Here is a 25,235-nt window from a genome sequence, read left to right as displayed (position 1 = left end):
TCTCAACCACTCACGCAGCAGTGGTTCCTCATCCTCGAGCAGGGTCAGAGCCGGAGCGGGAGAATTCGCCATAAACCAATTCTCCCAAACACCCAACCATTCAGGAATTAACGACACGCGACACTAGTACGGAGCGTTGAGTCCGGCAAACATGGGGAAATGTTTGACATTGAGTGTCAGTGGCACGGTATCCAGTGACAGTGCGGTTGCCGCGATCGCGAGGTCTGCCGAATCGATGCCTCGATCGCCAGGCAGCCAGGCTCTTCCAAGTTCTCCGGCGATTTCAGAGATCCTCTCATCGACCGGGTGCCAGGTGATTGCGGCCAGCAGACTGCGGGTCGGGCCCTCTTCGTCTTTTCGCATGCCGGTGAACACTTCGAGTCGACTCACCTCGCTTGCATGCAGCGCGCCCATCGCCCGTGCCTTGAGCAGCGCGGCTTTCGCGTCGTCGCGCCCGCGGAGGACATCGATGAGGACGGAGGTATCGACAACCGTCATTGCGTGAGCGTTTGGTTCAGTCGGTCGCCGGAACGCAGCCGTTCGACGTAGGCTCTTCCGTCATCCTGTCGATCGATCCAGGCGCCGAACGCCGCTTCGATGGCGCTGTAGTCTTCGTCGGCGTTGCGATCCGTTCCGTACGTATTCTCAACGGCGTCTCGGATCAGCGCGGAGATTGACCGTCCAGTTCGCGAGGCTTCGTTGTCGAGAAGCTTTCGGACTTCGGCGGTCAGCGAGATCTGAGTGCGTTGCATGATGTAATGCTACATTATGAAGGTGCGGCTTCAGGGGGTCTGTGGGTGAAGAGGCGAGGGTGAGGGCTCTTGGGTTCACCTCTGCCGCACGCGATCGACGAGGCCGGTCAGTGCTGACGAATCCGAACCGGCCTGCTCCGCGTCCCGGTTGCTGAAGGGAATGCCTGACTGCAGTCCGCGCCAGCCGCAGGTGATCGCCTCGCCGAGCAGACTCAATCCGATGCTCAAGGTGATGGGGCGCACCGCTTCCTCGGCGCCGATGGCCTGTGCACCGAAATGCAGGCCGGCGCTCGCGGCCAAACTGAGCGCCCACACGACGAGTGTCTTCACGGTGTATCTCTGATGAAGGGTTCCGCCCTTCTCAAAGAGCACGGTCGAGGCCCCGCGCAGCATGCCGAAGCCGACACCGACAGTAATGGAGACAGCGAGGAAGGCGATGTTGGCCGCAGTCCAGTGGTTGAAGCCCCATAGGTCCTTGATCGAAATGGCCACCAGGATGAGCGGCGGCACGGCGAGGTCCTTCGCATCCACGGGCTCTCCGCGGAAGCGTCGAACGATGACGAGCACGATGATGGCGATGACTGCGATGGCAATGAGTGCCGGATGCATGAGAAGCCCCTCTCGGCTTAATAGCATGAACGTGCTAAAACGATAACACGATGTAGCATGAGTATGCTATAAAAGAGCCATGCCGAAGATCGTCGATCCTGCCCAGCGCCGTGAAGCCATCGCCGATGCCCTCTTTGCGATCGTCCTCAAGCAGGGCTTTGCCAAGGTCTCGCTGCGCGCGATCGCCGAGGAGGCCGGTCTGGCAATCGGCTCGATCCGGCATTACTTCACCACGGCTGAAGGGATCGTGCGCTTTGCGCTCGAAACGCTCGTCGCGCGGGTCAGCGCTCGCCTCGAAACTCGTCTGGCGTCGCTGTTGCCGCAGCTGGACGCCGGTTCGCTCAGCGGGGGTGCGGCGAAGGAGCTGACCGTCGATCTGCTCGCAGAACTGCTTCCCCTCGACGAGGTGCGACGGCAGGAGTCAGTGGTGTGGCTGGCGTTCGAGGAGACTGCTCGGACGGACCCTGCGCTCGCCGATGTCTTCGAGACCTCGGTCCGCGGTTCGCGAAAGCTGATGGCTCGGACGCTCGAGAGCATGTCACATCGAGGGGCCTTGCGGGTGGATCTCGACCTCGATCTTGAAGTCGATGCTCTGGCTGCTCTCATCGACGGACTCACGCTTCGTTCGACATTGCACCCCGAGGTGCTGACGCCCGAGCGTGCTCGCGAAGTGCTCTCCGCCCACCTCGAGCAGCTGCGAAAGTAGGGCGTTGTGTCCGTCGATGGGGTTAGCCCTGTCGGCCGCGAGCACCGCGGGCAGGTCTCCCACTTCACGCGGAGGTCCCTTCTCTACTCGAACGCCGAGCTGAGTATCGACTCGGCCCCGGCGAGGTAGCCCGCGATCATCGCTCGTGCGACGTCGAGCACTGACCGCTCGGGCGGCAGATATCCGGGGTTGTGGAGGGAAGCCCGCGGCTGACCGGTGCCGACGAAGCTCATGGCTGAGGGGACGGCTTCCGAGAAGAACGAAAAGTCATCGGCGCCCAGTGACCGCATCGGCGGCGCCACGGTCACACCGAGGCCCTGAGCCTGCGTGGCAAAGCGTCGTGCCAGGTCGGAGTCATTGATGAGCACAGGTTCTCCGTCGACGATCGTGACGTCGGCCTCAAGGCCGTAGGCCTGTGCAATGCGCCGTGCCATGGTCCCAATCGCCGTCTGGATGTCTGTTCTCTCCTGCGCCGAGGTGGTCCGAACGGTGGCGCGGATACTTCCGTGGCGGGGCAGCACGTTCGCTGCACCATCACCGACGCTGATCGTTCCGACGCTGACCACGGCCGCCGACATCGGCCCGATGGTCCTCCGTACGATCTCGGGCAGTGACAGGGCGACGTTCGCAACCGCAGCCACCGGGTCGGAGGCGTTGTGCGGGTAGGCTCCGTGTCCTCCGCGACCGTGGACGGTGATGTGGACTTCGTCCGCTGCTGCGTTGATGTAGCCCTCGCCGATCGCCACCTGCCCCAGCGGCACTCCTGGGTGGTTGTGGACGCCCACCATCCTGGCGATTGATAATGTTTCAAGTCCTTTCTCGGAGACGATGTCGAGGGCGCCGGAGGGATAGGTTTCCTCGCGCGGCTGGAAAACCGCGGACAGTGCCACCGGTAGCTCGGAACTGGTGCTCTCGCGGACCTGGGGGAATGCCCGAACGACGGCGACGAGCGCGGCCATGTGCACATCATGCCCGCACGCGTGCATTGCACCGTTCGTGGAGGCGAAGTCTGCGCCGGTCGCTTCCTCGCCGGGCAGTGCGTCGAGCTCGGCGCGGATGCCCACAGCGGGACCGTCCGTAGGCCCGATGCGTCCGATGCGACCGGTTCCGGCGATCGTGTCCAGGCACATGAAGGGAGAGAGTTCAGCCTCGATGACCTCGGCGGTTGTCTGTTCCTGACCACCGAGGTCGGGGGAGGCGTGGATGCGGCGGCGGAGGTCCAGGGCATGGTCGAGGTCGGTCTCGACTGCATCCAGCCAAGCGGCTCCGAGCTCTGCGGACTGCTCGGTCGAGAACTGCTCCTGCCTGGTGCTCATACTCACTGTCCATGCCCTGTTTCGTTCGCCGCCAAGCCGTAGACCCGACGTGCGTTGCCTGCTCCGATCATTCCGGAGATGCGACGGAGCTCATCCTCCGGCCAATCGTGTCGGGCGGCCCAGTCGGCGAGAACCGAGTCGAGTCCGTCTCTGAAGAGAATCGACCCGAGGCTGTAGAGCTCAGCGGCTCCCCAGGCGTCGGAAGAGAACAGCGCCTTATGGAAGGGGGCGAGCTCGAGGGATTCGGCGATCACTTGAGTGGCCTGGGCCCCGGTGTAATTGATGGCGAGTCCGACATCGGCATAGACGTGTTCGAAGCAGTGGGCCAAATAGCCGGCTTCGCGGTGATAGGGGTAGCAGTGCAGCAGCATGACGCTCGCTCCCGAACCGCGACTGAGCCGCAGGAATTCGGTGAGCAGGAGCGGATTGCAACGGTGAAGATCGACGTCTGGATCGCCGTAGCCAATGTGGAATTGAATCGGCACGGACCGGTCGACAGCTTCCCAGATGAGGTGACGGATGATCGTTGCGCTGTCGAGGCGGACAGGGCCGTCGGCATTCGCTTTGGTCCACTCAGCGACTGCTGCGTCGACCTCGCCAGCGGCTGGGCGCTCGGGTGCGAAGTCAAGACCGATGCGGTAGGCGGCGATCGACTTCACCCCAACGGCGGTGCGCAGGCGTGCATCGAGTTCGTCGGCGAAGGCGGTCCGGAAGTCGGCGGCGAAAACCCCTGATTCCACGAGCTCTTCGGCGATGCGTTCGAGGCGGACCACCTCGGAGACCCGGGTGCCGGCTCGCACTCCCATCTGTTGGGGACCGAGGATCTCGTCCCCGCGGTGTCCGGTTTCGACGAGGAGAGTGTCGTAGCCGAGTCCGGTCAACAGTCGTGTGTTGACCTCTACCGCGCCGAGGCGGGCCCTCTCTGCAATGTAATCTTCGGGCGAGGCGAAAGTTGGCAGCCCCAGGAGCGGGGCGCAGTACCGTCGGACCATGAAGCCGAGTTGTGTGTCGAAGAACGTCGTGCCGACCGGACCTGGACGATCGGACTCGGTGATGAGATCCTCGAAGCCCGCGCGATCAAGGTCGTGCTCGAGCACGCCATGGCAGTGGTGGTCGACGAGTTCCAGATCGTTCATCCATTCAAAGTGCACGGGTCCTCCTCAGTAGAACTTCCGGTAGGCGGCGCACTGCTGTGAGGGCTCGAGGTCACCGAACTCGGCGATCTCCGCGCGCTTGACGGCCAAATATGTCGCTAGAAGCTCGGGATGGAACCACTCACGGACCACGTCATCGGATTCGAGGCGCTCGATAGCCTCGCGCAGGGACGTCGGAAGCTGACCTTCGGCACTGACGGACGAGTCGGGATCGCCGACGACCACCTCCGCGGGCTCGAGGTCCTGGCGAAGTCCCTCCATGCCGGCTTTGAGGAGGATGCCGAGCAGGAGATAGGGGTTGGCTCCGATGTCGCCACCACGGAACTCGAAGTGCAGCTGCGGACGAGGGTCTGCTCCGCCGATTTCGTTGGTGGGCACGATCCGCAGCAGCGCCTCGCGATTCTGGAGGCCGAGGAACGACGCCGCCGTGGACCAGTTGTGTGGGCGCAGCCGCTGGTAAGACACGACGAGTGGCGCGAAGATCGCGGTCAGTGAAGGGGCGTACTTGACGATTCCGGCTGCGAACTTTGCGGCCTTGGCAGAGATACGTCCGGGGCGTTCGGCGTCGAAGACCAGAGTCTCGTCGTCGAGGTCGTTGAGACCGAAATGGACGTGGACGCCGGAACCTCCGTCGCCGGCGATCGGGACCGGTGAGAAGGTGACCTCCCTGTCGTGGCCGGCGAAGACCGCGGCGACGGTATCGCGGACGAGAACGGCGCGGTCGGCTGCGGTAAGTGCCGGGGCCGGTGAGACTGTGAGCTCGAACTGGTTGGGGGCGTATTCTGGCAGCCAATTCTCCGGTTGGGCGCCCATCTCGGCCAGGGCGGCCATCGCTTCCGAGCCGATCGGTTCGAGGGCGCGGTGGGCCTGCAGGGAGAACGGTTGAGTTGGGGCCGTGTTGCCGAGGTCGGTGAACTCGTGCTCGAAGGCTGCGTTGACCTGGATGCCGAATTCCTCCGCCAACTGTGCAATCGCCTGCCGCAGGAATGAACGAGCATCACCGTGCCAGGGTGTGCCGTCGGTGTTGACCTGATCGGAGAACACGATGGTCAGCGGTGGTTGGCCGGGAATGAGGGTGGTGCGCACAGCGGAATCGAAGTCGGGAAGGAGCCGGAGATCACCGGAGGAGTCGAAGGGGATGTCATCGGTGATGTGACCACTGGGACCGATGCCGAGATTGGCCGGCACCCATCCCACCGACGTCGACGACTTCAGCGATTCGGCGCGTACCGCACGGCCCCGTGTGTGTGCGGAGAGGTCGGAGGTGGCGAGGAAGACGAGTTCGCCGGGTCCGGGCCGTACGCTTTCGTGCAGCCACTCATGGCAGGGTAGTTCGGTGGCGGAATTAGGTCCTGTGCTCACGGTGTGACTCCTTGTTCGAACGTCGGTGTTCGCTCGTGGCTGGTGGGCTGGAGTCGCGGGACGATCAGACGCAATTCCAGTTATGTAATGAAGAATATCAAACATACGGATATGGTCAATATATGTAACTCTAATTTCAGGTAGTTCTCCTCTCCGCGTCGCGATCGGGTTGGCCGGCTGCGTGATGGAGAGTTCGCCGAGCACAGACGTTGATTCGGCAGCGGACAGACGACTTCGTGCGGACGCAGTAAAGTCGGGGATGAGACAGAGAGGCGATGAGATGACACGCAAGGACGCGACCGCCGAGGACGAGTCGGATACGCAGGGGTCGAGAGGCGAAGACGGACCGAGTCTGGCAGTGGGACTGCGGGCTGCCATGTCGACGTTCACCCCGGCAGAGAAGAAGATCGCCCGTGCGATCCTCGCCTCTTATCCGTTCTCCGGACTCGAACCGATCTCGAGCCTTGCCGAGACCGCGGGAGTGAGCGCGCCATCCGTCGTCCGCTTCGCACGGACGCTGGGATTCAACGGCTATCGGGAGTTCCAAGAAAGGCTCAGGCAGGAGATCCGTGAGCGCGAGGAGTCGAATCTCTCGCAGGCCGAGACCCGCCCGCGTGGCCAGGAGCCGCAATTCGACGCCGCACGATCCGCCTATCATGCGGGGATCGACCAGACTTTCGACTCGGTGATCGGTGACGACCTCGACAGGACTGTCAGACTGCTCGCGCAGATGAAGAGGTCGGTGGTCTTCCTCGGCGCGACGTACTCGGGCTTCATAGCAGACATCTTCCACGCTCAGCTGGCTCCGGCGAGGCCGGGCACGATGCGGCTGGCGGCAAATCCTCTCGTCGCTGCCGGCCAGCTCCTCGATCTCAAACGGGGAGACGTCGTTGTCGCCTTCGACGTCAGGCGGTACGAGCCCGGAGTCACGGATGTCGTGCGGACGGCCAATGAGCTTGGCCTGACGACGATTGTGTTCACCGATCCCTGGATGTCTCCTGCTGCTGCCTTGGCCGACCACGTACTCACCGCCGATGTCCGCGCGGCGGGTCCCTCGGACACGATGGTGCCGATGCTTGCGCTCGTCGAGGCGGTGAGCGAACTCGTGGTGGTCGAACTCGGTCAGGCGGGATTCGACCGTTTGGGACGGCTCGATCCGCTGAGGCTCCGGCTTGGAGGCAGCGCGAACAGAGCGTGGCCTTGACCTGGACCGGTCCTGATTGCCGTGGTGCGTCAGCCTTCCTCGATGACGCAGGCTACGGTGTTCTCTCCACCGGCTGTTGCCGTCAACCCATGGGTGATTCCGTTGAAGCCCGGGTAGAGGCGAGCGAGCTCGGCCTCGGCCTTGAGGTACTCCACGATCTTCGGGCTCACTCGTTCCCCAGGAACAAGAAGCGGGATGCCGGGCGGGTAGGGCGTGAGCAGGACTGCGGAGATGCGTCCCTCGAGCTGCGAGATCGCCACATGCTCAATCGTCCCGCTGGTCATCGCCGCCCAGGCGTCGGTCGGCAATAGTGCGACCGCAGGCTCCTCGAGGTAGATATCCGTAGTGAGGTTCGCGAAGTCGTGCTCGCGATAGAGAGCGTGGAGCTGTTCGCAGAGGTCTTTCAGACCCAACCCAGCGTACTGTGGCGACTCCGCGACGAACTCCGGCATGACCTCGTCGATGCGGACGTTGCTGTCGACGGCACTCTTGAATCGGTGGAGTTCGGCGATGAGCGTATTCCACCGTCCCTTCGTGACTCCGATCGTGAAGAGGATGAAGAGTGAGTAGAGGCCGGTCTTCTCGACGACGACACCATGTTCGGCGAGGTACTTCGACAGCACCAGTCCGGGGATGCCGAAGTCGCCGAACTCGCCGTCGATGCTCAGACCCGGAGTCGTCAGGGTGACCTTGATCGGGTCGAGCATGGCGAAGTCCTCGCCGATCTCGCCGAACCCGTGCCAGTTGTCGGAGGAACTCAGCTGCCATTCGGCGCGTTCCGCCAATCCCTCCCGCGGCGGAGTGTCCGGACCCCAGACACCGAACCACCAGTCCGAGTCGGCATGCTCGTCGCCGATGCGGATGATCGCCCTGCGGAACTCCATCGCCTCGGTGATGGTCTCTTCGACCAGGGCATGACCGCCGGGTCCGCGCATCATCTCCGCGGACACATCGCAGCTGGCGATGATCGAGTACTGCGGACTCGTCGACGTGTGCATGAGGTAGGCCTCGTTGAAGATATCGCGGTCAAGTTCGGTCTCCTCGGAGTTCTGGACGAGGATCTGTGAGGCCTGCGAGAGACCGGCCAGAAGTTTGTGCGTCGACTGCGTGGCATAGACCAACGACTTCTGTGTCTTCGCGGTCCGCTCATCGACGCCGTGCATGCCCCGGTAGAGCTCGTGGAACCGCGCATGCGGGAGCCAGGCTTCATCGAAGTGGAGGACGTCGACAAAGCCGTCGAGGGTCGACTTGATCTCCTCGGCGTTGTAGACGACCCCGTCGTAGGTGCTCTGCGTCAGGGTGAGGATGCGCGGGGTCACGCTCTTGTCGGTGATCGCCGGATGGGACCGGATCTTCTCCGCGATGGCTTCGGGGGAGAACTCGCTGCGGGGGATCGGGCCGATAATCCCGGCACGGTTCCTGGTCGGCCAGAGGTAGATCGGAATCGCCCCGGTGAGGATGATCGCGTGAAGGATCGACTTGTGGCAGTTGCGGTCGACGACCACGACGTCGCCAGCGCTGACGGCAGAGTTCCAGACCACCTTGTTCGAGGTGGAGGTGCCGTTGGTCACGAAGAACAGGTGGTCGGCGCCGAAGGTTTCGGCCGCCCTGGCCTCGGATTCGGCTACGGGGCCTGTGTGGTCGAGAAGCTGGCCGAGTTCCTCGACGGCGTTGCACACGTCCGAGCGGAGCATGTTCTCACCGAAGAACTGGTGGAAGACCGTACCGGCCGGCGACTTGAGGAAGGCGGTGCCTCCCGAATGCCCGGGGCAGTGCCAGGAATAGGCGCCGTCGTTCGAGTAGTCCATGAGGGCCTTGAAGAAGGGCGGTGCCAGACGTTCGACATAGCGGGTGGCCTCCCGGTGGATGACCTTGGCAACGAACTCGGGAGTGTCCTCATAGGCATTGATGACGCCTTCGATCTCGGCCAGGACCTCCGTGGGAAGGCTGCGCGCCGTGAGGCTCTCTCCATAGAGGAACACCGGGACATCAGCGCTCTGGGAACGGATCTGCCCGAGCAGTTCCCGCAGTGCGTCGGAAGAATTCTTCACGCCCGTCGCGGCGTGGCCGGTGATCCGATCGACGACGATGAGCAGGCCCGACTTGTCATTGAGGAGCCGGGCCGACTGGAACGGCGTGATCTCGGTGACGGCGGTGCCCAAGGCAGTCAGCGCCCGCTTGACCGCCTCCAGGGGATCGGCATGGTCGGTGTCCGCCGCGCTGTGGTCGGAGACGACGGCGAGCGTGAAATCATTCTGGCTCATGGGGTTCCTTCGCTGTGGGTCGGAAATCACTGTAGGTCGGTGATCGGCGGGTGGAGGGGCGCGTCGATCGGGGCGTGGCCGGCGGGCTTCGTCACCAGCCGGCGAAACGGTCGAGCACCTCGGCGGGCACTCGCCCGGACACGGCATCGTCGAGGGCGCCCAGGATGGTCTCGATGCCGCGGTCGAAATCGTCCGGAGTGATCGGCAGCGGTGGGCTGATCTCAAGGACATTGTCTCGCACAACGTAGACGACGACACCGAGCTCCCAAGCCCGGTAGATCGTCAGCGCGGACAGCTGCCCATCATCAAGCTGCGACCCTTCCGGGGCACGGAGCTCGACGCCGATGAGGAGCCCGCGCCCGCGGACCTCGACGATGGACTCGGCCCCCGCGCGGTCGCTGCCGCGGTAGTCGGCGATGCGCTGGAGGGCACGGGATCCGAGTGAGTCGACCGCCTCGGCGAGGGCCGGATCGGTGGCGAGACTGAGGACGGCCTCGGCGGCCGCGGCACAGATCGGGGCACCGGCATTGGTCAATAGCGCGGAGGCGGGGGCGACGTCGAGGACGGCTTCGGGACCCACGGCGGCCGAGATCGGCAGACCGCCGCCCAAGGACTTGCCCAGGGTGGCGATGTCGGGCCGGATGTCCGAGGTCTCGAAGGCGAAGAGTGATCCTGTTCTGCCCAGGCCCGCCTTGACCTCGTCGAGGATGAGCAGCGTGTCCGTGGCGTCGCAGAGTTCGCGCAGCATCGGGAGGAAGCCTGCGTCGGGCACCCGGACCCCGCCGTCGCACTGGATGGCTTCGGTGATGACGGCGGCGACCGTGCCTGTCTCCAGCACCTCTGCCAGCTGCGGGCGCAGCTCAGCCAGTGCCGCATCGGTGAGGGGGTAGTCGAACACGAGTGACCCGGGACCGGGGGACTCGGTGATGCCGGAGACGTCGCGAGAGGTGCCGAAGCCGCCGTGATAGCTGCCGGAGAAGGAGACGATGGTGGGACGTTCGGTGGCATGGCGGGCGGCTTCGACGGCGGCCGTGTTCGCGTCGCTGCCGCTCAGCCCGAGGTAGGCCCGTTCGGGATGCTTCACCGGCATCGTGTTCACCAGCCGTTCGGCCAGTTCGGTGGTGCCGGTGACCGCTGCGGACAGCGCGGAGGAGCCCGCGCCGGTGAGCGCGGCACGGTGGACCGCCTCGGCGATGGTGGGGTTACCGTGTCCGAAGGCCGAGGCGGTCCAGCTTGCCGAGAGGTCGATGAGCTCCCGACCGGAGGCGGTTTGCAGCCGCGCGCCGGATCCTCCGGAGACAGCTAGAGGGAAGAAGCGCAGGTTCTGGATGTGGGCCAGCGCGGACTGGTCGCGGGCGTAGGCGGCTTCTTCGGTCGCGCGCTGTTCGGGGGTGATCTCGGTGATGTCCATCAGTCGATGTCCTCTGCTGTGAGTCGGGAGCCGATGCGCTGGGCGAGGGCTGGGCGGCTGATGACGATGATCAGGCCGATGAGGCACCAGAGGCCGACGGCCCAGGGGAAGTAGGTGTAGGGGGCCTCCTGGCCGGTGACCTGGATGACGTAGACGAACACGAGGTAGACGAGGCCGAGGGCGGGGATGATGATCTCCCATTTCGGGATTCCCGAGTTCGCTCGGAACGTGTGCCGGATGACGCCGACCGAGGTCATCCCGTAGGCGACGACCATGCACAGGGTGCCCAGCGTCGCGTACCAGTAGTAGGCGTCGACGCTGGTGGCTCCGAAGACCCCGAGGCCAAGCGTCATCAGGGTGGTGAGGATGATGACGGTGGTCACCGAGGTGGTCGGAACCTTGCTCACGGGGTGCTGGCGGGCCAGCGCCGAGGGTCCGAAGCCGTCGCGGGCGAGGGCGAAGAGGAGACGGGAGGCGGCCGCCGAGGAGCTGAGGAAGGCGCCGAAGGCGACGAAGAAGGCGACGACAGAGATGAGCACGGCGAACCAGGTGCCGATGTAGGTCGCCGACAGGCTGGTCAGGGTGGACGCGGCCGTGGAGAAGGCCTCGATGCCTGCGGCATCCGTGCCGAACCCGATGGTCTGGGCGAACATGACGAAGACGTAGACGATGCCGCCGATGATGACGGCCATGAGCAGCGAGCGCGGGATGATGCGCTTCGGTTCGGCGGTCTCTTCGCTCATCGATGATCCCGATTCGAAGCCTGCCCAGGAGAGGAAGCCGAACACCGAGGCGGTCATGATTCCTGACAACGCGTTGTCACCGGGGGTGAGTACGCTGAGGTCGATGCCGGTGCTGACAGGGGCGTGGCCGGTGCCGACACGGGCGATGATGACGATCGAGAGGATGATCATGGCGGCGATGCCGACGAAGCCGATGCCCAGCAGCGTCCGTGCGACGGTCGCGGATTCGCGGAGGTTGAGTGTGAGGGCGATCGCACCGACGACGAGGGCGACGACCATCCACACGCCGGGAGCCAGGTTGATGCCGATCTCCGAGAGCATTGCCTCGAAGAAGACGGCACAGGCCCCGAGAATGCATGCGGCGAAGAAGATATAGGTGCCCAGGAGGGCGAAGCCGCCGAAGAATCCTGCGCGCGGTCCCAGTGTGATTCCGGTGAGAGCGTAGACAGAGCCGGCATGGGTGATCTTCCGGAGCAGTCTGATGAAGCCGTAGGCGACGAACAATGTGCCGATGAACGACACGAGGAACGTGAACGGGACTGCCTTGCCGACGAGGCCAGCAACCCCGATGCCGTTCAGCGCCATGGCCATGACCGGGCCCATGAAGCCGATCGAGATTGCCGTAACTTCCCAGGTGTGCAGGGGCCTCTTCAGTGATGTGCCGGCTTCTTTGCCGGGCTTCGTGTCTTCCACGGTTCGTCCGTTCTTCCAGGCTAATGTAATTTCAATTACAGACTAGGTCATCAAGTCAGGATATGTAACCACAATTTTCGACGAAGTTTTGTCCGCCGAGACAGCGGGGATGCCTGGATGTCGTATTTCCCTGCGCGATCGGACTTCACTCTGATCGCTCATCCTCGTCGGCGGGCTGTTTCTCAGCGGCGGTGAATGAGATCCGGGCCTGCAGTGTGGTGGAACCATCCATCACAGTGCGGACCCGGAACGACTCCTGCAGGTTGGGTTGCGTGCAGCGAAGGTCCGACCCACCGAGGGAGTTGTGGCTCAGGCGTCGACGGCTGCAACTGACCGTGCGACCGAAGTTCGCTTGCGGTCCTTGCCTTTCTTTCCGGTGAAGAGGAGGCGGTCGATGTTGCAGCGAACCAGTCCTCCGGCGGCGACGAGCAGCTCGCCCGCGGCAAGTGGTGCGACCCGTTCCCGGCCGCCATGGTCGACGAGCGGAGTCGGTGTGAGGTGGGCGATCACCAGCGTGCCGATGACGTTTACGGCCAGGAGGATGCCGACGACAGAGGACAGCGCACCGAGGATGAGGAGGGCTCCACTGATCAGTTCGATGAGGGGTGCGAAGGGCACAGCGATCTCGGGCACGGGCTCTTCTCTCAGCTGCCGATCTCCTCGGAGGCTGCACGGGCGATAGCAGCCATGCGCTTGAGCGTGTCGATGACGGTGGTGCGCTCGGCTGTGGAGAGCTGTTCGGCGAGTGCGGCGGCATGGCGGTCCACCGGCGCGTAGAGGGCTCTGAGTTCGTCGAACCGTTCAGATGCCGTCAGTGTGTGGGAGCGACGGTCGGTTTCGGCGGTGCTCTTGCCCACCCAGCCTTCACGCTCCAGGCGCGCGAGGATTCCCGTCAGTGTCGCTCGGTGATAACCGGTCCGCTCTGCGAGGTGGGACGGAGTGCAGGGCCCGTCCCGGTCGATGACATCGAGGATGTCGAGATCCCTGGGATTGAGTCCGGCCGACATCGCCACCTTGTCATTGACGATCCTCAGCTCGATTCTGATCGCACGGATCTCGTCTCGCAGGTCCTGGTCGGCGGTCATCGGCGACGTCCTTCCTTCGTGGTGGTCGGCGCGACTGCCTTCCTCGCGTGAGCACTGTCCTCAGCCTCTGCGACCATCGCGGCGGCGAGGTTGGGGCGAGTCGTGAATCCGTGTTTGGGGTGGTCGAAATCGACGACGTAGTCGGAGACATGATCGGCGTCGATGAGGCGGCCGGGTCGCATGATCGTCCAGGCGATGTCATCGATCGAGCGGAGGTATTCCTCCATTCGTCGCATGTCTGCATAGAGCGTACGGCCGAGGACATTCCGCAGGAACGGGAAAAGGAGGTGATCGGCCGCCCAATTCATTGCTGGTGGCGGGTAGGTGAGCCCCGAGCTGACGACGACGAGGCGATCTCCTGCCGCGTGGCTACGCATCGCCTCGACGATGGTGCGGGTGCCTGACGAATAGATCGAGATCGGTCGGCGCCCGTAAGGGGCACCCAGGGTCGAGATCACGGCGTCAGCCCCCGTGACCGCTTCTGCCACGCCTTCTCCGCTGTGGGCGTCGGCGCGAGCGACGGTCAGGCGGTCGTTCGTCGGCAGGGGCAGGGGATCGCTGCGGCGGCTGATCGCAGTCACGGAATGCCCGGCTCGCAGAGCCTCACTGCAGGTCCAGAGTCCCGTCGGCCCAGCGGCGCCGAAGATGGTGATGCGCATGATGTGTCCTCTCGCTCGAAAGCGGACAACCATAAGCCTCAGGTCATGGACCAGGGGTCAGCTCGACCGCTCAACTAATACGGAAAACATACTAGTTTAGCGGAGGTGGGGCAAGAGCAGGATCAGCGCTCGGCGCGTGTCTCGCATGTGAGGCAGCAGCATCTGCATGGAAGACTCAGAACCCGTAGGCGGCGTCCCGCTCCTCCCGGATCGAGGCATAGGTGCGGGTGAGCATGATGGTGTCCTCGACGAGGCGGTCGAGGCGCTGCAGGACATCGTGGCTGACGATCTCTCCGCGGTGCAGATCGCTCTCACCGACGAACACATACGGCTGGACGACCTGCGCCTTCATGTAGCTGAGGATCGGCAGCAGATGCTGGGCGGGAATGAGATAGTGCTTCGACGAACCGGCCGTGGCGATGACGCCGACGACCTTGTCGAGGAAGGCGCCCGTCGGCAGCAGATCGAAGACGTTTTTCAGCGCCGCAGGGATCGAGGCCTGGAAGATCGGGGTGCCGATGATGATCGCATCGGCGTCCATGAGCTCCCTGGCCACACGGCTGGTGTCGCCGGTGTACTCGGTGAAGTTCCTGCCGTCGGCAAAGACCATGTCCGCCTCGGCGAGGTCGATGACGTTCGCATCGATGGTCGGGTCGTAGGCGGCGACCGCCTCGGCGAGGTGATCGATCACGGTTCGGGTCTTCGTTCCGACGTTCGAACCGGACAGAAGAACGAGTTTCATGACAGTGCTTCCTCGGCGGATTCGAACGCGGAACCGGCGGATTCGGCATCGGAATCCGCGGATGCGGTGGCGGTGTGCTTCTTCACGGCGGGCAGGATCTCGGTGCCGATGATCTCGATCTGCTTCATCACGTCCGCATACGCCATCCCACCGAAGTCGACCTGCGCGAGGTAGCGCTGATGGCCAAAGACCTCATGCTGGTGGAGGATCTTCTCGATGATCTGCTGCGGGCTGCCGATGTTCGCGATGCTCGCCGGGTGAACGCTCTGCGCGAAGTGCTGCTTGGGCATGCCCTGCCCATTGGTGCGCTTCATGCCCTCGTTGATGTGCGGATACATTCCCGCCAGTGCCTCCTGCGAGGTCTCCGCTGCGTGGAAGAACCCGGCGGTGGCGATCGGCAAGGTGGCGGGATCGAAGCCGGCATGAGAAGCCGCGTGACGGTAGGCATCGACAGTGCCCTTGAACACCGAGGTGGTCCCGCCGAGGTGGGCCATGACCATGGGAACCCCGGCCAGTCCCGCCTTCACCGCGCTCGCCGGCGCTCCGCCGACGGCGCGCCAGATGCGCAGTGCCTGCCTGGTGGGGCGGGGGAGGACCTCGGCGTCGTTGAGTGGTGCCCGGAACTGACCGGACCAGGTCACCTGCTTCTCACGGTTGATCTGGAGCAGCAGGTCGAGCTTCTCCTCGTACAGTTCTTCGTAGTCGCGCAGGTCGTAGCCGAGGAGCTCGAACAGGCCCACCCGCGAGGCGCGGCCGGCGACGAGTTCGGCGCGACCGCCGGAGATGAGGTCGATGGTTGAGAAGTTCTCGAACACCCGGACCGGATCCGAGGTCGACAGGATCGTCGAGGAGCTGCCGATGCGGATTGTGTCCGTGGCTTGAGCGATGGCTCCGAGGATGACGGCGTGGGCCTGCGAGGCGAAGAACTCCTGGTGGCTCTCGCCGAGGCTGAAGAAGTCGAGCCCGGCGGCCTCGGCGGCTTGGGCGTAGCCGATGAATTCGTGGATGCGCTGGCCTGCGTCGACGCGTGATCCGTCGTGCGGGTCGGGCAGGTGATCGCCGAGGCTGTAGATGCCGAACTGAAGCCCCTGACCTCGGTCGAGGCCGAATTCGTGCATATAGTTCGGCTGCTGTGACGGCCGGGACTCAGATGCTGCGGAGTGCTGCGGCGGGGTGGTGTGCAGCTGCGCGTGCTCGCTCAAGGTGTCTCCTCATGATGGCGACGAAAATGTCACTTGCCATGTCAACTGAGACAAGGGCGGGATTATTCCCGCGTGCTTTGACCGCGCATCCGACTGGTGTCGTAGAGCTTCTTCATCAGTGCGTGCAGGTGAACCTTCTCGTCTTCGGTGAGAGCGTCGTCGAAAAGAGACGCCTGCTGGTCCACCTGGGAGGGAAACGCGCGTTCGAGGAGTTCGCGGCCCTTGGATGTGAGCGAGATGTGTTTGGTCTTCCAATCCTGTTCGCGCGAGATGAGCCCTTCGGACTCGAGACGGGTGAGCATGCGGGAGATTCCTCCGCCGCTGACGGTCAGCCCTTCGGCGAGAGCGGACTGGGTGATCGGTTCGAAGTTGCGGATATGGGCAAGGGCCTCGAATTGGGCGACGGTGAGCCCGAACTGACGCAGGTGATCGTTCGACAGCTGGTTACTGTTTTGGACGAAGCGGGCCATGCGCAGCCAGATGAGCGTGCTCAGATTGAGGTCGTCCATTACGCCTCCTTCTGACCAGTCCGACTAGTTCCTCACTCTACTGCTCAGATGATGTGACCATGAATAGAGATAGGGCCCGCGCCTGCATGAGGCTGCAGGCACGGGCCCGGTGGGGACGGGAGGTCTCTCAGCTGTAGACGAAGTATTCGACGACCGGCTCGAGGATCGTCCACCGTGAACGGGTTCCGCCATTGAAGGACGCGCTCGATCCCGGGGTGAGGGTGAACTCCTCACCGTCCGATGGTTCGATGCGGATAGCACCTTCGAGGACGAGGACCGTCTCGTCACCGTGAGAGATGAGGTCGAAAGGCTCCGGTGCCTGGTCGGGCGTGACCTTCCAGAAGCCGGCGCTCAGCGCGCTGCGGTCTCCTTCTCCCGGACGGCGGATCCACTGCACTGTGCCGACCTCGAAGGGTTCGTGCCGCCCGTCGTCTCTGGTTCCGTGGGCGATGTACTCTGTCATGCTTTCTCCTTTTCTGGTGGGGTTTTCGGTTGGGTATCGGAAATCGGGTTCAACTGGTCGCCGTCATCAATGGGATGAGTGTCGAAGTCGATCGTTTTGCTGCGCCGGGCAGTGAACACTCCAGCAGCCGCGGCCGCAGGCAGTGCGAGCAACAGCCATTTCGCCGTCGACCCGCTGCCGAGCAGAAGCGCATCATAATTCGCCACGGCGAAGACGAGCATCGCTACTACGAGTACGAGCGCGATGATCGGGGCGACGATCGTAGACAGCACTCCCTCGCCGAGGGAACGGCGCCGTCGCACGAAGAACGCGAAGACGGCGACCGACGCGATGGCCATGATGAGAATGAATCCGATGGTGCCCAGAGCAACCGACCAGGCGTAGATATGGACCATCGGATCGGCCTGGACAGCGAAGAAGATGATAAGCAGCGCTGCCACGATGAGCCCGTTCGCCAATGCAGCCTTTGCAGGAGCCTGCCGATGAGTCACTGTTGACAACCCGCGAGGAAGGATGCCGGCACGGGCGAGAGCGAATGAGTATCGGGCGAACATATTCGACATCCCCAGCAGCATCGCGACAAAGCTCGTGACGACCATGACCTGCATGGCCAGATCGAGCCATGGCCCGACAGCCTCGTGCGCCAGCGAAAACATGATTCCTGACAGATCGTCGCCTGCGGCTTGTTGGATCGAGTCCGGCCCGACGCGCATACTCACTGCCCAGGTCGCGAGTCCGTAGAACACAGCGATGAATCCGATGACGAAGTACAGTGCCAGTGGAATGGTCCTTCGAGGATTCTTCGCCTCTTCCGAGAACACTGTCGTCGCTTCAAATGTGGTGAAACACGTCGCGACGAAGAGGATCGCGATGCCGGTGCCCGGTTGAGTAAAGACAGTCGGATCGAAGCTCTCCGGCGATGCGGAATCGACGCCGGCGACGAAGATCCCGCCGACAAGGATGAGGACGACGAGGATTTCGAGCGAGAGGATAACGCCCAGAACGCGCAGGCTCATGTCGACACCGCGCATGGCCAGGACGGTGGTGACCGCGATGAAAGCGAGCGCCCACGCCCAGACGGGGATGTCGAGACCCAAATAGGTCGTCACCAATTGATTGGCAAAGACCCCGAACTGTGCCCAGAAACCGACCTGCAGGGCTATATAGGTGACGATGACGATCCCGGCAGCGCCTCCGGCCGCTCGCCTCCCGATTCCGCGTTCTATGTAGGCTACGAACCCCGCGGCACTGTTGACGTAGCGGCTCATTTTGAGATACCCGACTGCGAAGATCGCCACTACTCCGGCGATGACGATGTAGATGAGCGGAACGCCAGGGCCAGCGAGAGAGAAGATTACCGGGCCCGCGCCGACGAATGCAGCCATCGGGGCGGCAGCGGCGAGGACGAAGAATGCGACTCCGACCGGACCGAGGCTCCCCGCCTTGAGCCGACCCTCCGCTGTTGACGGGGCCGAGGATTGTGCAGTCATGACGCCACCTCGTCAGAGAGCAGCCGATGCGCCTGCTGCGTGGCGCTCTCGATAGCGCCATCGATAAAGCCGCCCCAGCCGAGAGCAACGTCGGCCCCGGCGAATCGCAGGCGTTCCCTACCCTCGACGATGGCCGACATAGACTCGGTGAAGTGCCCGACGGCGTGCATCGCCCAGGTTTCACCAGCGAACTCGTCCGATACCCAATCGTGACCAGTGAACGCGGCGACTTCGGCGTCGGGCAGGAGGCGCCTGACTGCTGCGGCGACGTCGTCGCCGTCCTCGATATCGAGCGCGTGCGCATCTGGACCGAATCCCACGGCGATGATGCCGCCATCGACCGGATACTCCCCCTGCAGGAAGTTCAGCGGCCAGTCCGCTTCACCGAGGGCAACAAAGGGCGTCGGATCGCCGAGGATCTTCACCCACACCTTCGTGCCGAGTCCTGTCTGGCCGCGTTCGACAGCGCCGTAGACCGGCGCATCGAGCTCAGGCGAGAACCTGATCGCCCCGAGTGTGTGCAGTGGAACAGTGCTGATCACGTGGTCGCTTCGATATGTATGCGACGGTGTGATTACGATCGCACCTGCACTGCTGGTCTCAACTGCGTTGACTTTCTCACCGAAATCGAAGCGTGCGCCATTGTGGGCCGCATCCTCAAAGATCGCATCGGCGAGCCGACCAGTTCCACCGTCGACCTTGAAGCTGGCGCACGCTTCCCACATGATCTTCCAATCACCGTTCGCCACAGCCAGCCAGCGCAGTGCCTGCGTGTAGGCGCCGACGGCCGTCGATCCATTGAAGTTCAAGGACCAGAATGAACGCAGCAGGTTCCGCTGCGCCTCTGTGAGATCGAGTTCGTTGATGCGATCGTCGACAGTGAGGTGATCGAGCTCTCCGGCCTCCGGGTTGGTGAATGGTTCGAACCCCTGCGGAAAGTAGATTCGGGTATCTGCGGCGAAAGCAGTGCAGGCCGGATCGAGCGCCTGCAAGAGATCGTTGAAGTCGCCGACTCGACGTTCGCCGTCTTCGAACCAAATTGCGGTTGCGAACTCGGGGCTGGGGACGGTGCCGATGCCGTAATGATTGAGTTCACGCCAGACATAGGGTTGGGTCCAATGGACCCAAGTGCCTCCGAGCTCGAGTCCTGTGCCGAGTCGTGACTCGTGCCAGGTGCGGCCACCGATGCGGTCACGTGCTTCGACGACGAGGACTTGTTGTCCGGCTTGGGCAAGGTCGCGTGCAGCAGTGAGGCCCGCGAAGCCTGCTCCGATGATGATGGTGTCGAATTCATCGTCCTGAAGGGTCGACATAATGTTCCTCTCCATTGAGTTGCACCGTGTGATTGGTTGTTCGCTGTCGTTCAGCGTCTTGCCGACTGAGCGTGGTCGTGCTCAGTCTTGTGGGTACTGGGTGTCGTTGAGGACAGTGAATTCGCTGTCGAACGGGATGTGGACCGCGTCGAGAGTCGGCCCGTCCCAGCAGAACATGCGGCCGATGGACCTCTCGTGCTCGAGGTCGATGGCCACAATGGACTCGACGGGCATGACAGTCTCGCTCCAGTAGAGCAGGACGAGGTTCTCCGCGATGTTCCACACCTTGATCGGGTCGGTGTCCGCCAAGCCGGCTTCACCGCCGCGAACGCAGTGCCAGGTGAAAGTGCCGGAGTTCAGGTAGATGTGTTCGTAGTGCTCGGTGGGGCTGTAGCGGTAATAGATTCTCTTGCCGACGAGCTCATTCGTGCGACACCAGTCGCCGGTGTTCGGCGTGCCTGCGATGGTTCCGGTCATCACCGTGGTGTGCATGCGCACCGAACCGTTGCTGTCGACGAAGCGCGACACCGACCGGTGCGCCCGGCCGTTGTGGAAATCGAGGACAAGTGTGGAGTCAACCGACGTGACCCGGTCACCGGTGCGCCAGTCGACGAAGAAGATACCTTCACGCAGTTCGACTGCGCGGTAGTGCGCGGCTTCGAAATCCTGACCGGAGTCGCCTGTCGAGGTGACTGCCACAGTGCTCGGTCCGAAGGTGTAGGTCACCACGCTTCCGTCCTCGTACGTGGTCTCCACGGGGGCGTTCTCGAGCTTCGTGCTCGTGGCCAGACTGGGCTCGCCGAAACCGGCGACCATCGTGGTCACCGCCGGCCAATCCTCGACGGGGACGTAGTCCTGCTCGGTAGGGGCGGCATGAACTGTCTTCTCGGTCATTGTGGTCCTTCTCGTCGTTGAGTCTGGTTTTTCTGGGGCCTGTGTCGAGGTGGGGTCAAGCTGGCTCGACAAGGCTAAGCAAGTGCTTAGTTTCTGAAACTCTAGAGTGGTCGACCCCGAACGTCAACAGGTGATTCCGATCGTCGTCGCACGATTGCCTAGGATGAATACATGGTGGAAACGACGAAGCGACACGAATACGGGACCGGACGACAAGAACTTCTCGGTGCCACCGTGCGCGTAGTCGCGGCGAAAGGTCTTCGCGGAATGACCTTCAGGGCCGTGGCCGAGGAGGCTGGAGTGAACAACACACTCATCGCCCACCATTTCGGTTCGCGGGACAAACTGCTCGCAGCGGCTCTCGAATGGAGCGGCGAGCAGTCGATTCTCGGGGCTGATCTCAGCGACTACGCCAATCACAGCGATGCGTTCATCAGCGCATTGTCGGAAAACGTGATGACTGCTAGCGCACTCGAAGTCTTCCAGTACGAGATGATCCTCGAAGCGACGCGCCGCCCAGAGCTGCGACCGTCGGTGAAGAATCTCTACGAGAGGTACATCGCAGCCCTGCTTCCGGGTTTGGCACCTGCTGGCCTCGATGCCGACAGCGATCTCGGGAGGGCTATTTTCGCCGCCCTGGACGGGCTCATGCTGCAGTTCCTGAGCTCCGTGATCACTGCCGAGCAGATGCGCGATTCATTGCGGTCCCTCCACAGGGCATTGGCGACCGCGATCGCAACGGATTGAGGTCGAGACGACGGCATCGGCTATGAGACACCTGATGCCATTCCTGTTCGCGCGAGATGAGCCTTTCGGCCGCAAGGCGGACGAGCATCCGGACGGCCGCTCCGCCGCTGACAGCCAGCCCCTCGGCAAGGCTGGACAGTGTTCTCGGTTCGAAGTTGCGGACACGGGCGAGAGCTTCGAACTGAGCGATGGTGCGCCCGAACTGACGCAGGGGCGCAGTGCTGTCGGTATAGGTGGTCGAAGCGGTCACACCGCGTGCTGGGTGGACGAAATGGTCACAGAATTCCGCGGCCGACGTGACCATTTTGCCCACCTATGACCGTGTCTCCGGATGCCCGGAGCCGCCGCAGACTCATCGGTCGGGCCAGCAGCGCAGACGGTGGTCACCATCGGATGCTTTCCGGCGAAGGGAAGTATCCGATGGTGACCACCGTTTGGCCGAGGCGAACAGTCCGGCCCGGATTCTCAGGCGTCTGCGGCCACGGCCCGTGATGCGCCGGAGCGCTTGCGGCCTCTGCCCTTACTGCCGGTGAAGAGGAAGCGATCGAGGCTCAAGCGCCCCGGCCCCGAGGCAGCCAGCAGCAGGACTCCTGCGCCGAGGGCGGCGACGAGCTCCCAGCCTCCCTGGTCGACGAATGGAGTCGGAATGAGGTGGACGATGACGAGGGCACCGATGACGTTGGCTGCCAGCAGGGCCCCGACGAGAGGCGTGAGCGCGCCGAGGATGAGCAGCGCGCCGCCGATGAGCTCAACGAACGTCGAGAACGGAGCAGCGATATTGGCCAGAGGCACTCCCATCTGTGCAAATGACTCACTGGTTCCGGCGATGGTCCACTCGTTGAATTTCTGCCAACCGTGGGCGATGAAGATCGCGCCGAGGCCGATCCGGGCGATGAGGGCGATGATGTCGCGGGCGATGGTCGGAATTCCGGTCGTTGCGTACACGGTGATCTCCAAGATTGATTGAAATTGCAATCACACGTTATTTCTTGAAGATGGCAGGACGCTGGCAATTCCTGCTCGCAGACGGTTGATGGCCAGAAGCACAACGTGGGTGAGCATTATTCCTGCAGCCGTGAGGCAGAAGGCGATGTCGAGGATTCCGACATCGGTGAGTTCGGGCGGATCCCGGAATCCAGGCGAGCTCCAGAGCATGATGCCGATGATCAGACTGAGAGCAGCCGCCACACAGAGACCGGGACCCGGCAGCTTTTGAAGAGCGGCGAAAGCCAACAGAGTGATGAGGGCGAGGAAGATCATCACTGCGGCGACGTCGTTGCTGTGTCCGGTGCGCGCGACTTCCTGCCACAGGCCGCCGTAGCGTATCGAGCTGTCCGGTTTGGGGCGGTAGTAGGGGAGGAAGGTGAGGGCGAATGCGACGACGGCCAGCGGTGCATAGAAGCGAGAGAAGCTCTCATTGATTCGGCTCCTGCGCGCGACGATGTCAGCGGCAAGCTCGGCCTCGAGCGCATCAGATATCGCCACCTCGTGCCTCCTCTGCCTGAAGTCCGATTCTGCACCATCGTCTGTCTGGACGACTCCATCGTCTGCGGGCAGAATCGGCCTGGCAAGGACTCGACGATCCTCACGCGGCTGCCCGTGAAATGGACGTTGTTTCTCACTGCCGTCCGGAGCCGTAACGCCACTGGTCATCTCCGACCGGAGTGGGACAATGGAGACAACGATCGTGCCGAGCAGTGCGGGCGCACGCGCCGCGTTCGGCATTGACAATGCACGGCTGGACTTGGAAGAAGGCAGATAGGTGAGCGAAGAGAACAGAGAACTCCTCGGGGCAGGGCGCAAGGCCGCTGTCATCATCGCCTCCACCTCGGCGGCCAGAGGCGAAGCCGCGGACACGACGGGTCCGATCCTCGTCGAGTGGCTGCGCGGCCGCGGCTACGAGACCCCCGAGGCCATCGTCGTCCGCGACGGCGAGCCGGTCGGTGAAGCCCTGCGGACTCTCCTCGTCGACACCCCGGAGGCCGATCGTGCTCGTGTCATCGTCACCAGCGGCGGCACCGGGCTCGCTCCCGACGATCGCACTCCCGAGTTCACTGCCGAACTCCTCGAACGTCAATCTCCGGGCCTCATCTATGCGATGTGGCGCAAGGGCCTCGAATCGACCTCCTCGGCGGTGATGAGCCGTGGTGTCGCGGGAGTACGCGGACGCAGCTTCGTCATCAACTTCCCCGGTTCGACGGGCGGGGTCAAGGACGGAATCACCGTTATCGACGACCTCCTCGAACACATTCAGACCTCTGTCGAGGACACCACTGACCACGGTCCACGGGTCTGAGGGAGGAACGAGAACATGCCGATGCGCAAGGCGGTACGAGCCCGGGTCTATAAGTACGACGCCACTGGTGAGGTCTCGGCCGGCCCGGATTCGCTGGCGGGGGAGGAGCCCCTGGAGATCCAGCTGGGCGGTGAGCCGTACACGGTGACCATGCGCACCGCCGGGCACGACGTCGAACTCATCGCCGGCTACCTGCTCTCGGAAGCGGTCGTGACTTCGATGGACGACATCGAAGAGGTCAACTTCTCCGCCGGAATCGCTCCCGACGGCAGCCGGAACTACAACGTCGCACAAGTGCGCCTCGCCCCTGGGATCTGGAACCCCGAGACGGCGCCGGCCCGAAATGTCTACACCTCATCCTCGTGCGGAATCTGTGGAACCGCGGCCGCCGATGCCGTGACGAAGGCCTCTGCTTTCCCCCTCATTCCTGCCGCCTTTCATGTCGAGGACCACGGGGAGTACGAATTTCCGCAGCTGCTTTCCGCCGCTCGCATCGGCGAACTGCCCGATCGTCTGCGGCAGACGCAGGAGATCTTCGACAAGACCGGCGGAGTCCATGCCGCAGCCCTCTTCACCGTCGGTGAGGATCCGACTGACGAACCCGAGCTGCTCGTCGGTCGTGAGGATGTCGGTCGGCACAATGCCGTGGACAAGGTCATCGGTTGGGCCATGGCCAACCGGGGACTGCCGCTGCGATCGACCGTTCTGCAGGTGTCTGCGCGGGCATCGTTCGAGCTTGTCCAAAAGTGCGCGATGGCCGGTATTCCGATGCTGTCCGCGGTGAGCGCTCCTTCGGCGATGGCTGTTGACTACGGCAAGGATGTCGGGGTGAGCGTCATCGGCTTCAACCGCAGGGGCAGGTTCAACGCGTACTCTTACCCGGAACGCGTGGCCTGATCTGGTCAGGAGAAGGAGGTTGGTCTGGCCCCGCTGGCGCTCTTTGCAGATCGCACAAACTGGTCACGCCTGACATCGGCTGTCACCCTAGGAATATTGCTTGCGGTCAATGCTTCCGAAAAATTCCCTCTGCCCCATACGGGTGTTCCAGATCTGAATTCCCTTGAGATTAGTGCGAATCTCCTTGCTCCGTCTGTATTCGCCTTTGATGAACCACGAGGCTGTCTCCACCCTGGCCTGTCCGTAGTGGAGTACTTCATCGATAGCGTGGGAGAGATCCGAATCTTGCGTGCAGAGGATTACGAGCTCGATGTCCTTTTCGAGGGATCGTCTGACTAGACCCAAAGCGCACAATACGTCTACGCCTTTTTCCTCACGCTTGGTGATGAAGAAGTTCCCCTGTTCATCGGTTGCTTTGGTGCCGTCTTCCGCATACTCGTATGTGTACTTCAGCGGGCGGTGAGTAACGTGGATCGACGGATCCTTCTCCCACTGTGATTTTTGGGCAAGGTTGCGACCGTAGATAACTGGGTCGTGCTTGGCGCTCGGAAGACCTCGATAAACGTCGACTTCTGCCAGAACGGCTACTGATTGGTCTCTGATGATCGAGTTTCGCCGCTGAATGAGGTTCTTGGCGTACTGACCCGGGTGAATAAGTGATTCATGAGGAGGACGGTATCTGTCGAACAGGCCATGCGCGGTCAGATGTAAGTTCTGGTAGTCG

27 protein-coding genes are annotated in these 25,235 nt (G+C 63.1%); 5 read left to right on the top strand and 22 right to left on the bottom strand.

Annotated elements, in window-relative coordinates:
- Positions 1-123: 123 nt before the first annotated feature.
- The 3 genes from EB835_RS19465 to EB835_RS19455 all read right to left on the bottom strand — a co-directional run bounded on the left by EB835_RS19465 (position 124) and on the right by EB835_RS19455 (position 1,361).
- Complete coding sequence (locus EB835_RS19465; RefSeq protein WP_135811095.1) at positions 124-498, bottom strand: PIN domain-containing protein; 375 nt, start codon at positions 496-498, stop codon at positions 124-126.
- On the bottom strand, positions 495-752 hold the full coding sequence (locus EB835_RS19460; protein ID WP_135811094.1) for a ribbon-helix-helix domain-containing protein: 258 nt from the start codon (positions 750-752) through the stop codon (positions 495-497). Before EB835_RS19460 ends, EB835_RS19465 begins: the two co-directional genes overlap by 4 nt.
- A gap of 75 nt (positions 753-827) precedes the next feature.
- Positions 828-1,361: a DUF1453 domain-containing protein gene (locus tag EB835_RS19455; protein ID WP_135811093.1), complete on the bottom strand. Its 534-nt coding sequence runs from the start codon at positions 1,359-1,361 to the stop codon at positions 828-830.
- A 79-nt stretch (positions 1,362-1,440) separates the two neighbouring features.
- On the opposite strand from EB835_RS19455, the gene EB835_RS19450 reads away from it, so the two are divergent.
- A complete protein-coding gene (locus EB835_RS19450; protein ID WP_135811092.1) occupies positions 1,441-2,067 on the top strand; it encodes a TetR/AcrR family transcriptional regulator in 627 nt (208 codons plus the stop codon).
- A gap of 83 nt (positions 2,068-2,150) precedes the next feature.
- Here the strand turns inward: EB835_RS19450 and EB835_RS19445 are convergent, their stop codons facing one another.
- From EB835_RS19445 to EB835_RS19435, 3 genes are read right to left on the bottom strand one after another with little or no spacing between them, the layout of a single operon-like run.
- Entirely contained in the window at positions 2,151-3,383 is a 1,233-nt protein-coding gene (locus EB835_RS19445; protein ID WP_135811091.1) for a M20 metallopeptidase family protein, read from the bottom strand.
- Positions 3,384-3,385: 2 nt separating this feature from the next.
- Entirely contained in the window at positions 3,386-4,519 is a 1,134-nt protein-coding gene (locus tag EB835_RS19440) for an amidohydrolase family protein (protein WP_135811090.1), read from the bottom strand.
- Between the two features lie 24 nt (positions 4,520-4,543).
- Positions 4,544-5,899, bottom strand: coding sequence for a glutamine synthetase family protein (locus tag EB835_RS19435; RefSeq protein WP_240688874.1), 1,356 nt, complete (start codon positions 5,897-5,899; stop codon positions 4,544-4,546).
- Positions 5,900-6,179: 280 nt separating this feature from the next.
- On the opposite strand from EB835_RS19435, the gene EB835_RS19430 reads away from it, so the two are divergent.
- Positions 6,180-7,103, top strand: coding sequence for a MurR/RpiR family transcriptional regulator (locus tag EB835_RS19430; RefSeq protein ID WP_168216799.1), 924 nt, complete (start codon positions 6,180-6,182; stop codon positions 7,101-7,103).
- Positions 7,104-7,132: 29 nt separating this feature from the next.
- On the opposite strand, the gene EB835_RS19425 is transcribed toward EB835_RS19430, so the two are convergent.
- The 13 genes from EB835_RS19425 to EB835_RS19365 all read right to left on the bottom strand — a co-directional run bounded on the left by EB835_RS19425 (position 7,133) and on the right by EB835_RS19365 (position 20,571).
- Positions 7,133-9,367 carry an arginine/lysine/ornithine decarboxylase gene (locus EB835_RS19425; protein ID WP_135811087.1) on the bottom strand — a complete coding sequence of 745 codons (2,235 nt, stop codon included), beginning with the start codon at positions 9,365-9,367 and terminating at the stop codon, positions 7,133-7,135.
- A gap of 91 nt (positions 9,368-9,458) precedes the next feature.
- Positions 9,459-10,778 carry a class-III pyridoxal-phosphate-dependent aminotransferase gene (locus EB835_RS19420; protein WP_135811086.1) on the bottom strand — a complete coding sequence of 440 codons (1,320 nt, stop codon included), beginning with the start codon at positions 10,776-10,778 and terminating at the stop codon, positions 9,459-9,461.
- Complete coding sequence (locus tag EB835_RS19415; RefSeq protein WP_240688873.1) at positions 10,778-12,214, bottom strand: APC family permease; 1,437 nt, start codon at positions 12,212-12,214, stop codon at positions 10,778-10,780. The genes EB835_RS19420 and EB835_RS19415 overlap by 1 nt, the downstream gene beginning before the upstream one ends.
- A 309-nt stretch (positions 12,215-12,523) precedes the next feature.
- Positions 12,524-12,847 (bottom strand): DoxX family protein, encoded by a 324-nt coding sequence (locus EB835_RS19410; RefSeq protein WP_240688872.1) that lies wholly within the window; start codon positions 12,845-12,847, stop codon positions 12,524-12,526.
- A gap of 11 nt (positions 12,848-12,858) precedes the next feature.
- Positions 12,859-13,299, bottom strand: a complete 441-nt coding sequence (locus EB835_RS19405; protein ID WP_135811084.1) for a MarR family winged helix-turn-helix transcriptional regulator — start codon at positions 13,297-13,299, stop codon at positions 12,859-12,861.
- Positions 13,296-13,958, bottom strand: coding sequence for an NAD(P)-dependent oxidoreductase (locus EB835_RS19400; RefSeq protein WP_168216798.1), 663 nt, complete (start codon positions 13,956-13,958; stop codon positions 13,296-13,298). The genes EB835_RS19405 and EB835_RS19400 overlap by 4 nt, the downstream gene beginning before the upstream one ends.
- A 175-nt stretch (positions 13,959-14,133) precedes the next feature.
- A complete protein-coding gene (locus tag EB835_RS19395) occupies positions 14,134-14,700 on the bottom strand; it encodes an NADPH-dependent FMN reductase (RefSeq protein ID WP_135811082.1) in 567 nt (188 codons plus the stop codon).
- A complete protein-coding gene (locus EB835_RS19390) occupies positions 14,697-15,902 on the bottom strand; it encodes an LLM class flavin-dependent oxidoreductase (RefSeq protein WP_240688871.1) in 1,206 nt (401 codons plus the stop codon). Before EB835_RS19390 ends, EB835_RS19395 begins: the two co-directional genes overlap by 4 nt.
- Before the next feature lie 62 nt (positions 15,903-15,964).
- Positions 15,965-16,411, bottom strand: a complete 447-nt coding sequence (locus EB835_RS19385; protein WP_135811081.1) for a MarR family winged helix-turn-helix transcriptional regulator — start codon at positions 16,409-16,411, stop codon at positions 15,965-15,967.
- Positions 16,412-16,538: 127 nt separating this feature from the next.
- Entirely contained in the window at positions 16,539-16,874 is a 336-nt protein-coding gene (locus EB835_RS19380) for a cupin domain-containing protein (protein WP_135811080.1), read from the bottom strand.
- Positions 16,871-18,364 carry an APC family permease gene (locus EB835_RS19375; protein ID WP_135811079.1) on the bottom strand — a complete coding sequence of 498 codons (1,494 nt, stop codon included), beginning with the start codon at positions 18,362-18,364 and terminating at the stop codon, positions 16,871-16,873. Before EB835_RS19375 ends, EB835_RS19380 begins: the two co-directional genes overlap by 4 nt.
- Entirely contained in the window at positions 18,361-19,677 is a 1,317-nt protein-coding gene (locus tag EB835_RS19370) for a flavin monoamine oxidase family protein (RefSeq protein ID WP_135811078.1), read from the bottom strand. Before EB835_RS19370 ends, EB835_RS19375 begins: the two co-directional genes overlap by 4 nt.
- An 81-nt stretch (positions 19,678-19,758) precedes the next feature.
- Positions 19,759-20,571: a MoaF C-terminal domain-containing protein gene (locus EB835_RS19365; protein ID WP_135811077.1), complete on the bottom strand. Its 813-nt coding sequence runs from the start codon at positions 20,569-20,571 to the stop codon at positions 19,759-19,761.
- A gap of 171 nt (positions 20,572-20,742) precedes the next feature.
- On the opposite strand from EB835_RS19365, the gene EB835_RS19360 reads away from it, so the two are divergent.
- A complete protein-coding gene (locus tag EB835_RS19360; protein ID WP_135811076.1) occupies positions 20,743-21,318 on the top strand; it encodes a TetR/AcrR family transcriptional regulator in 576 nt (191 codons plus the stop codon).
- A gap of 465 nt (positions 21,319-21,783) precedes the next feature.
- Here the strand turns inward: EB835_RS19360 and EB835_RS19355 are convergent, their stop codons facing one another.
- Positions 21,784-22,263: a DoxX family protein gene (locus tag EB835_RS19355; protein WP_135811075.1), complete on the bottom strand. Its 480-nt coding sequence runs from the start codon at positions 22,261-22,263 to the stop codon at positions 21,784-21,786.
- 30 nt (positions 22,264-22,293) lie between these two features.
- Positions 22,294-22,803: a hypothetical protein gene (locus EB835_RS19350; protein WP_135811074.1), complete on the bottom strand. Its 510-nt coding sequence runs from the start codon at positions 22,801-22,803 to the stop codon at positions 22,294-22,296.
- 277 nt (positions 22,804-23,080) lie between these two features.
- Here EB835_RS19350 and EB835_RS19345 point away from each other — a divergent pair, with 277 nt between their 5' ends.
- Both EB835_RS19345 and fdhD read left to right on the top strand, forming a co-directional pair.
- Complete coding sequence (locus EB835_RS19345; RefSeq protein WP_135811073.1) at positions 23,081-23,614, top strand: MogA/MoaB family molybdenum cofactor biosynthesis protein; 534 nt, start codon at positions 23,081-23,083, stop codon at positions 23,612-23,614.
- Positions 23,615-23,629: 15 nt separating this feature from the next.
- Positions 23,630-24,511, top strand: coding sequence for a formate dehydrogenase accessory sulfurtransferase FdhD (fdhD, locus tag EB835_RS19340; protein ID WP_135811072.1), 882 nt, complete (start codon positions 23,630-23,632; stop codon positions 24,509-24,511).
- A gap of 87 nt (positions 24,512-24,598) precedes the next feature.
- Here the strand turns inward: fdhD and EB835_RS20355 are convergent.
- Positions 24,599-25,235 (bottom strand): NYN domain-containing protein (locus tag EB835_RS20355; protein WP_168216796.1); only part of this gene is annotated, 637 nt, incomplete at its 5' end.

It is taken from the genome of Brevibacterium sp. S22, from assembly GCF_004745485.1.
Lineage (GTDB): Bacteria > Actinomycetota > Actinomycetes > Actinomycetales > Brevibacteriaceae > Brevibacterium.
Note: the sequence above shows the minus strand (reverse complement) of the source record. Positions and strands in the feature narration are given on the sequence as shown.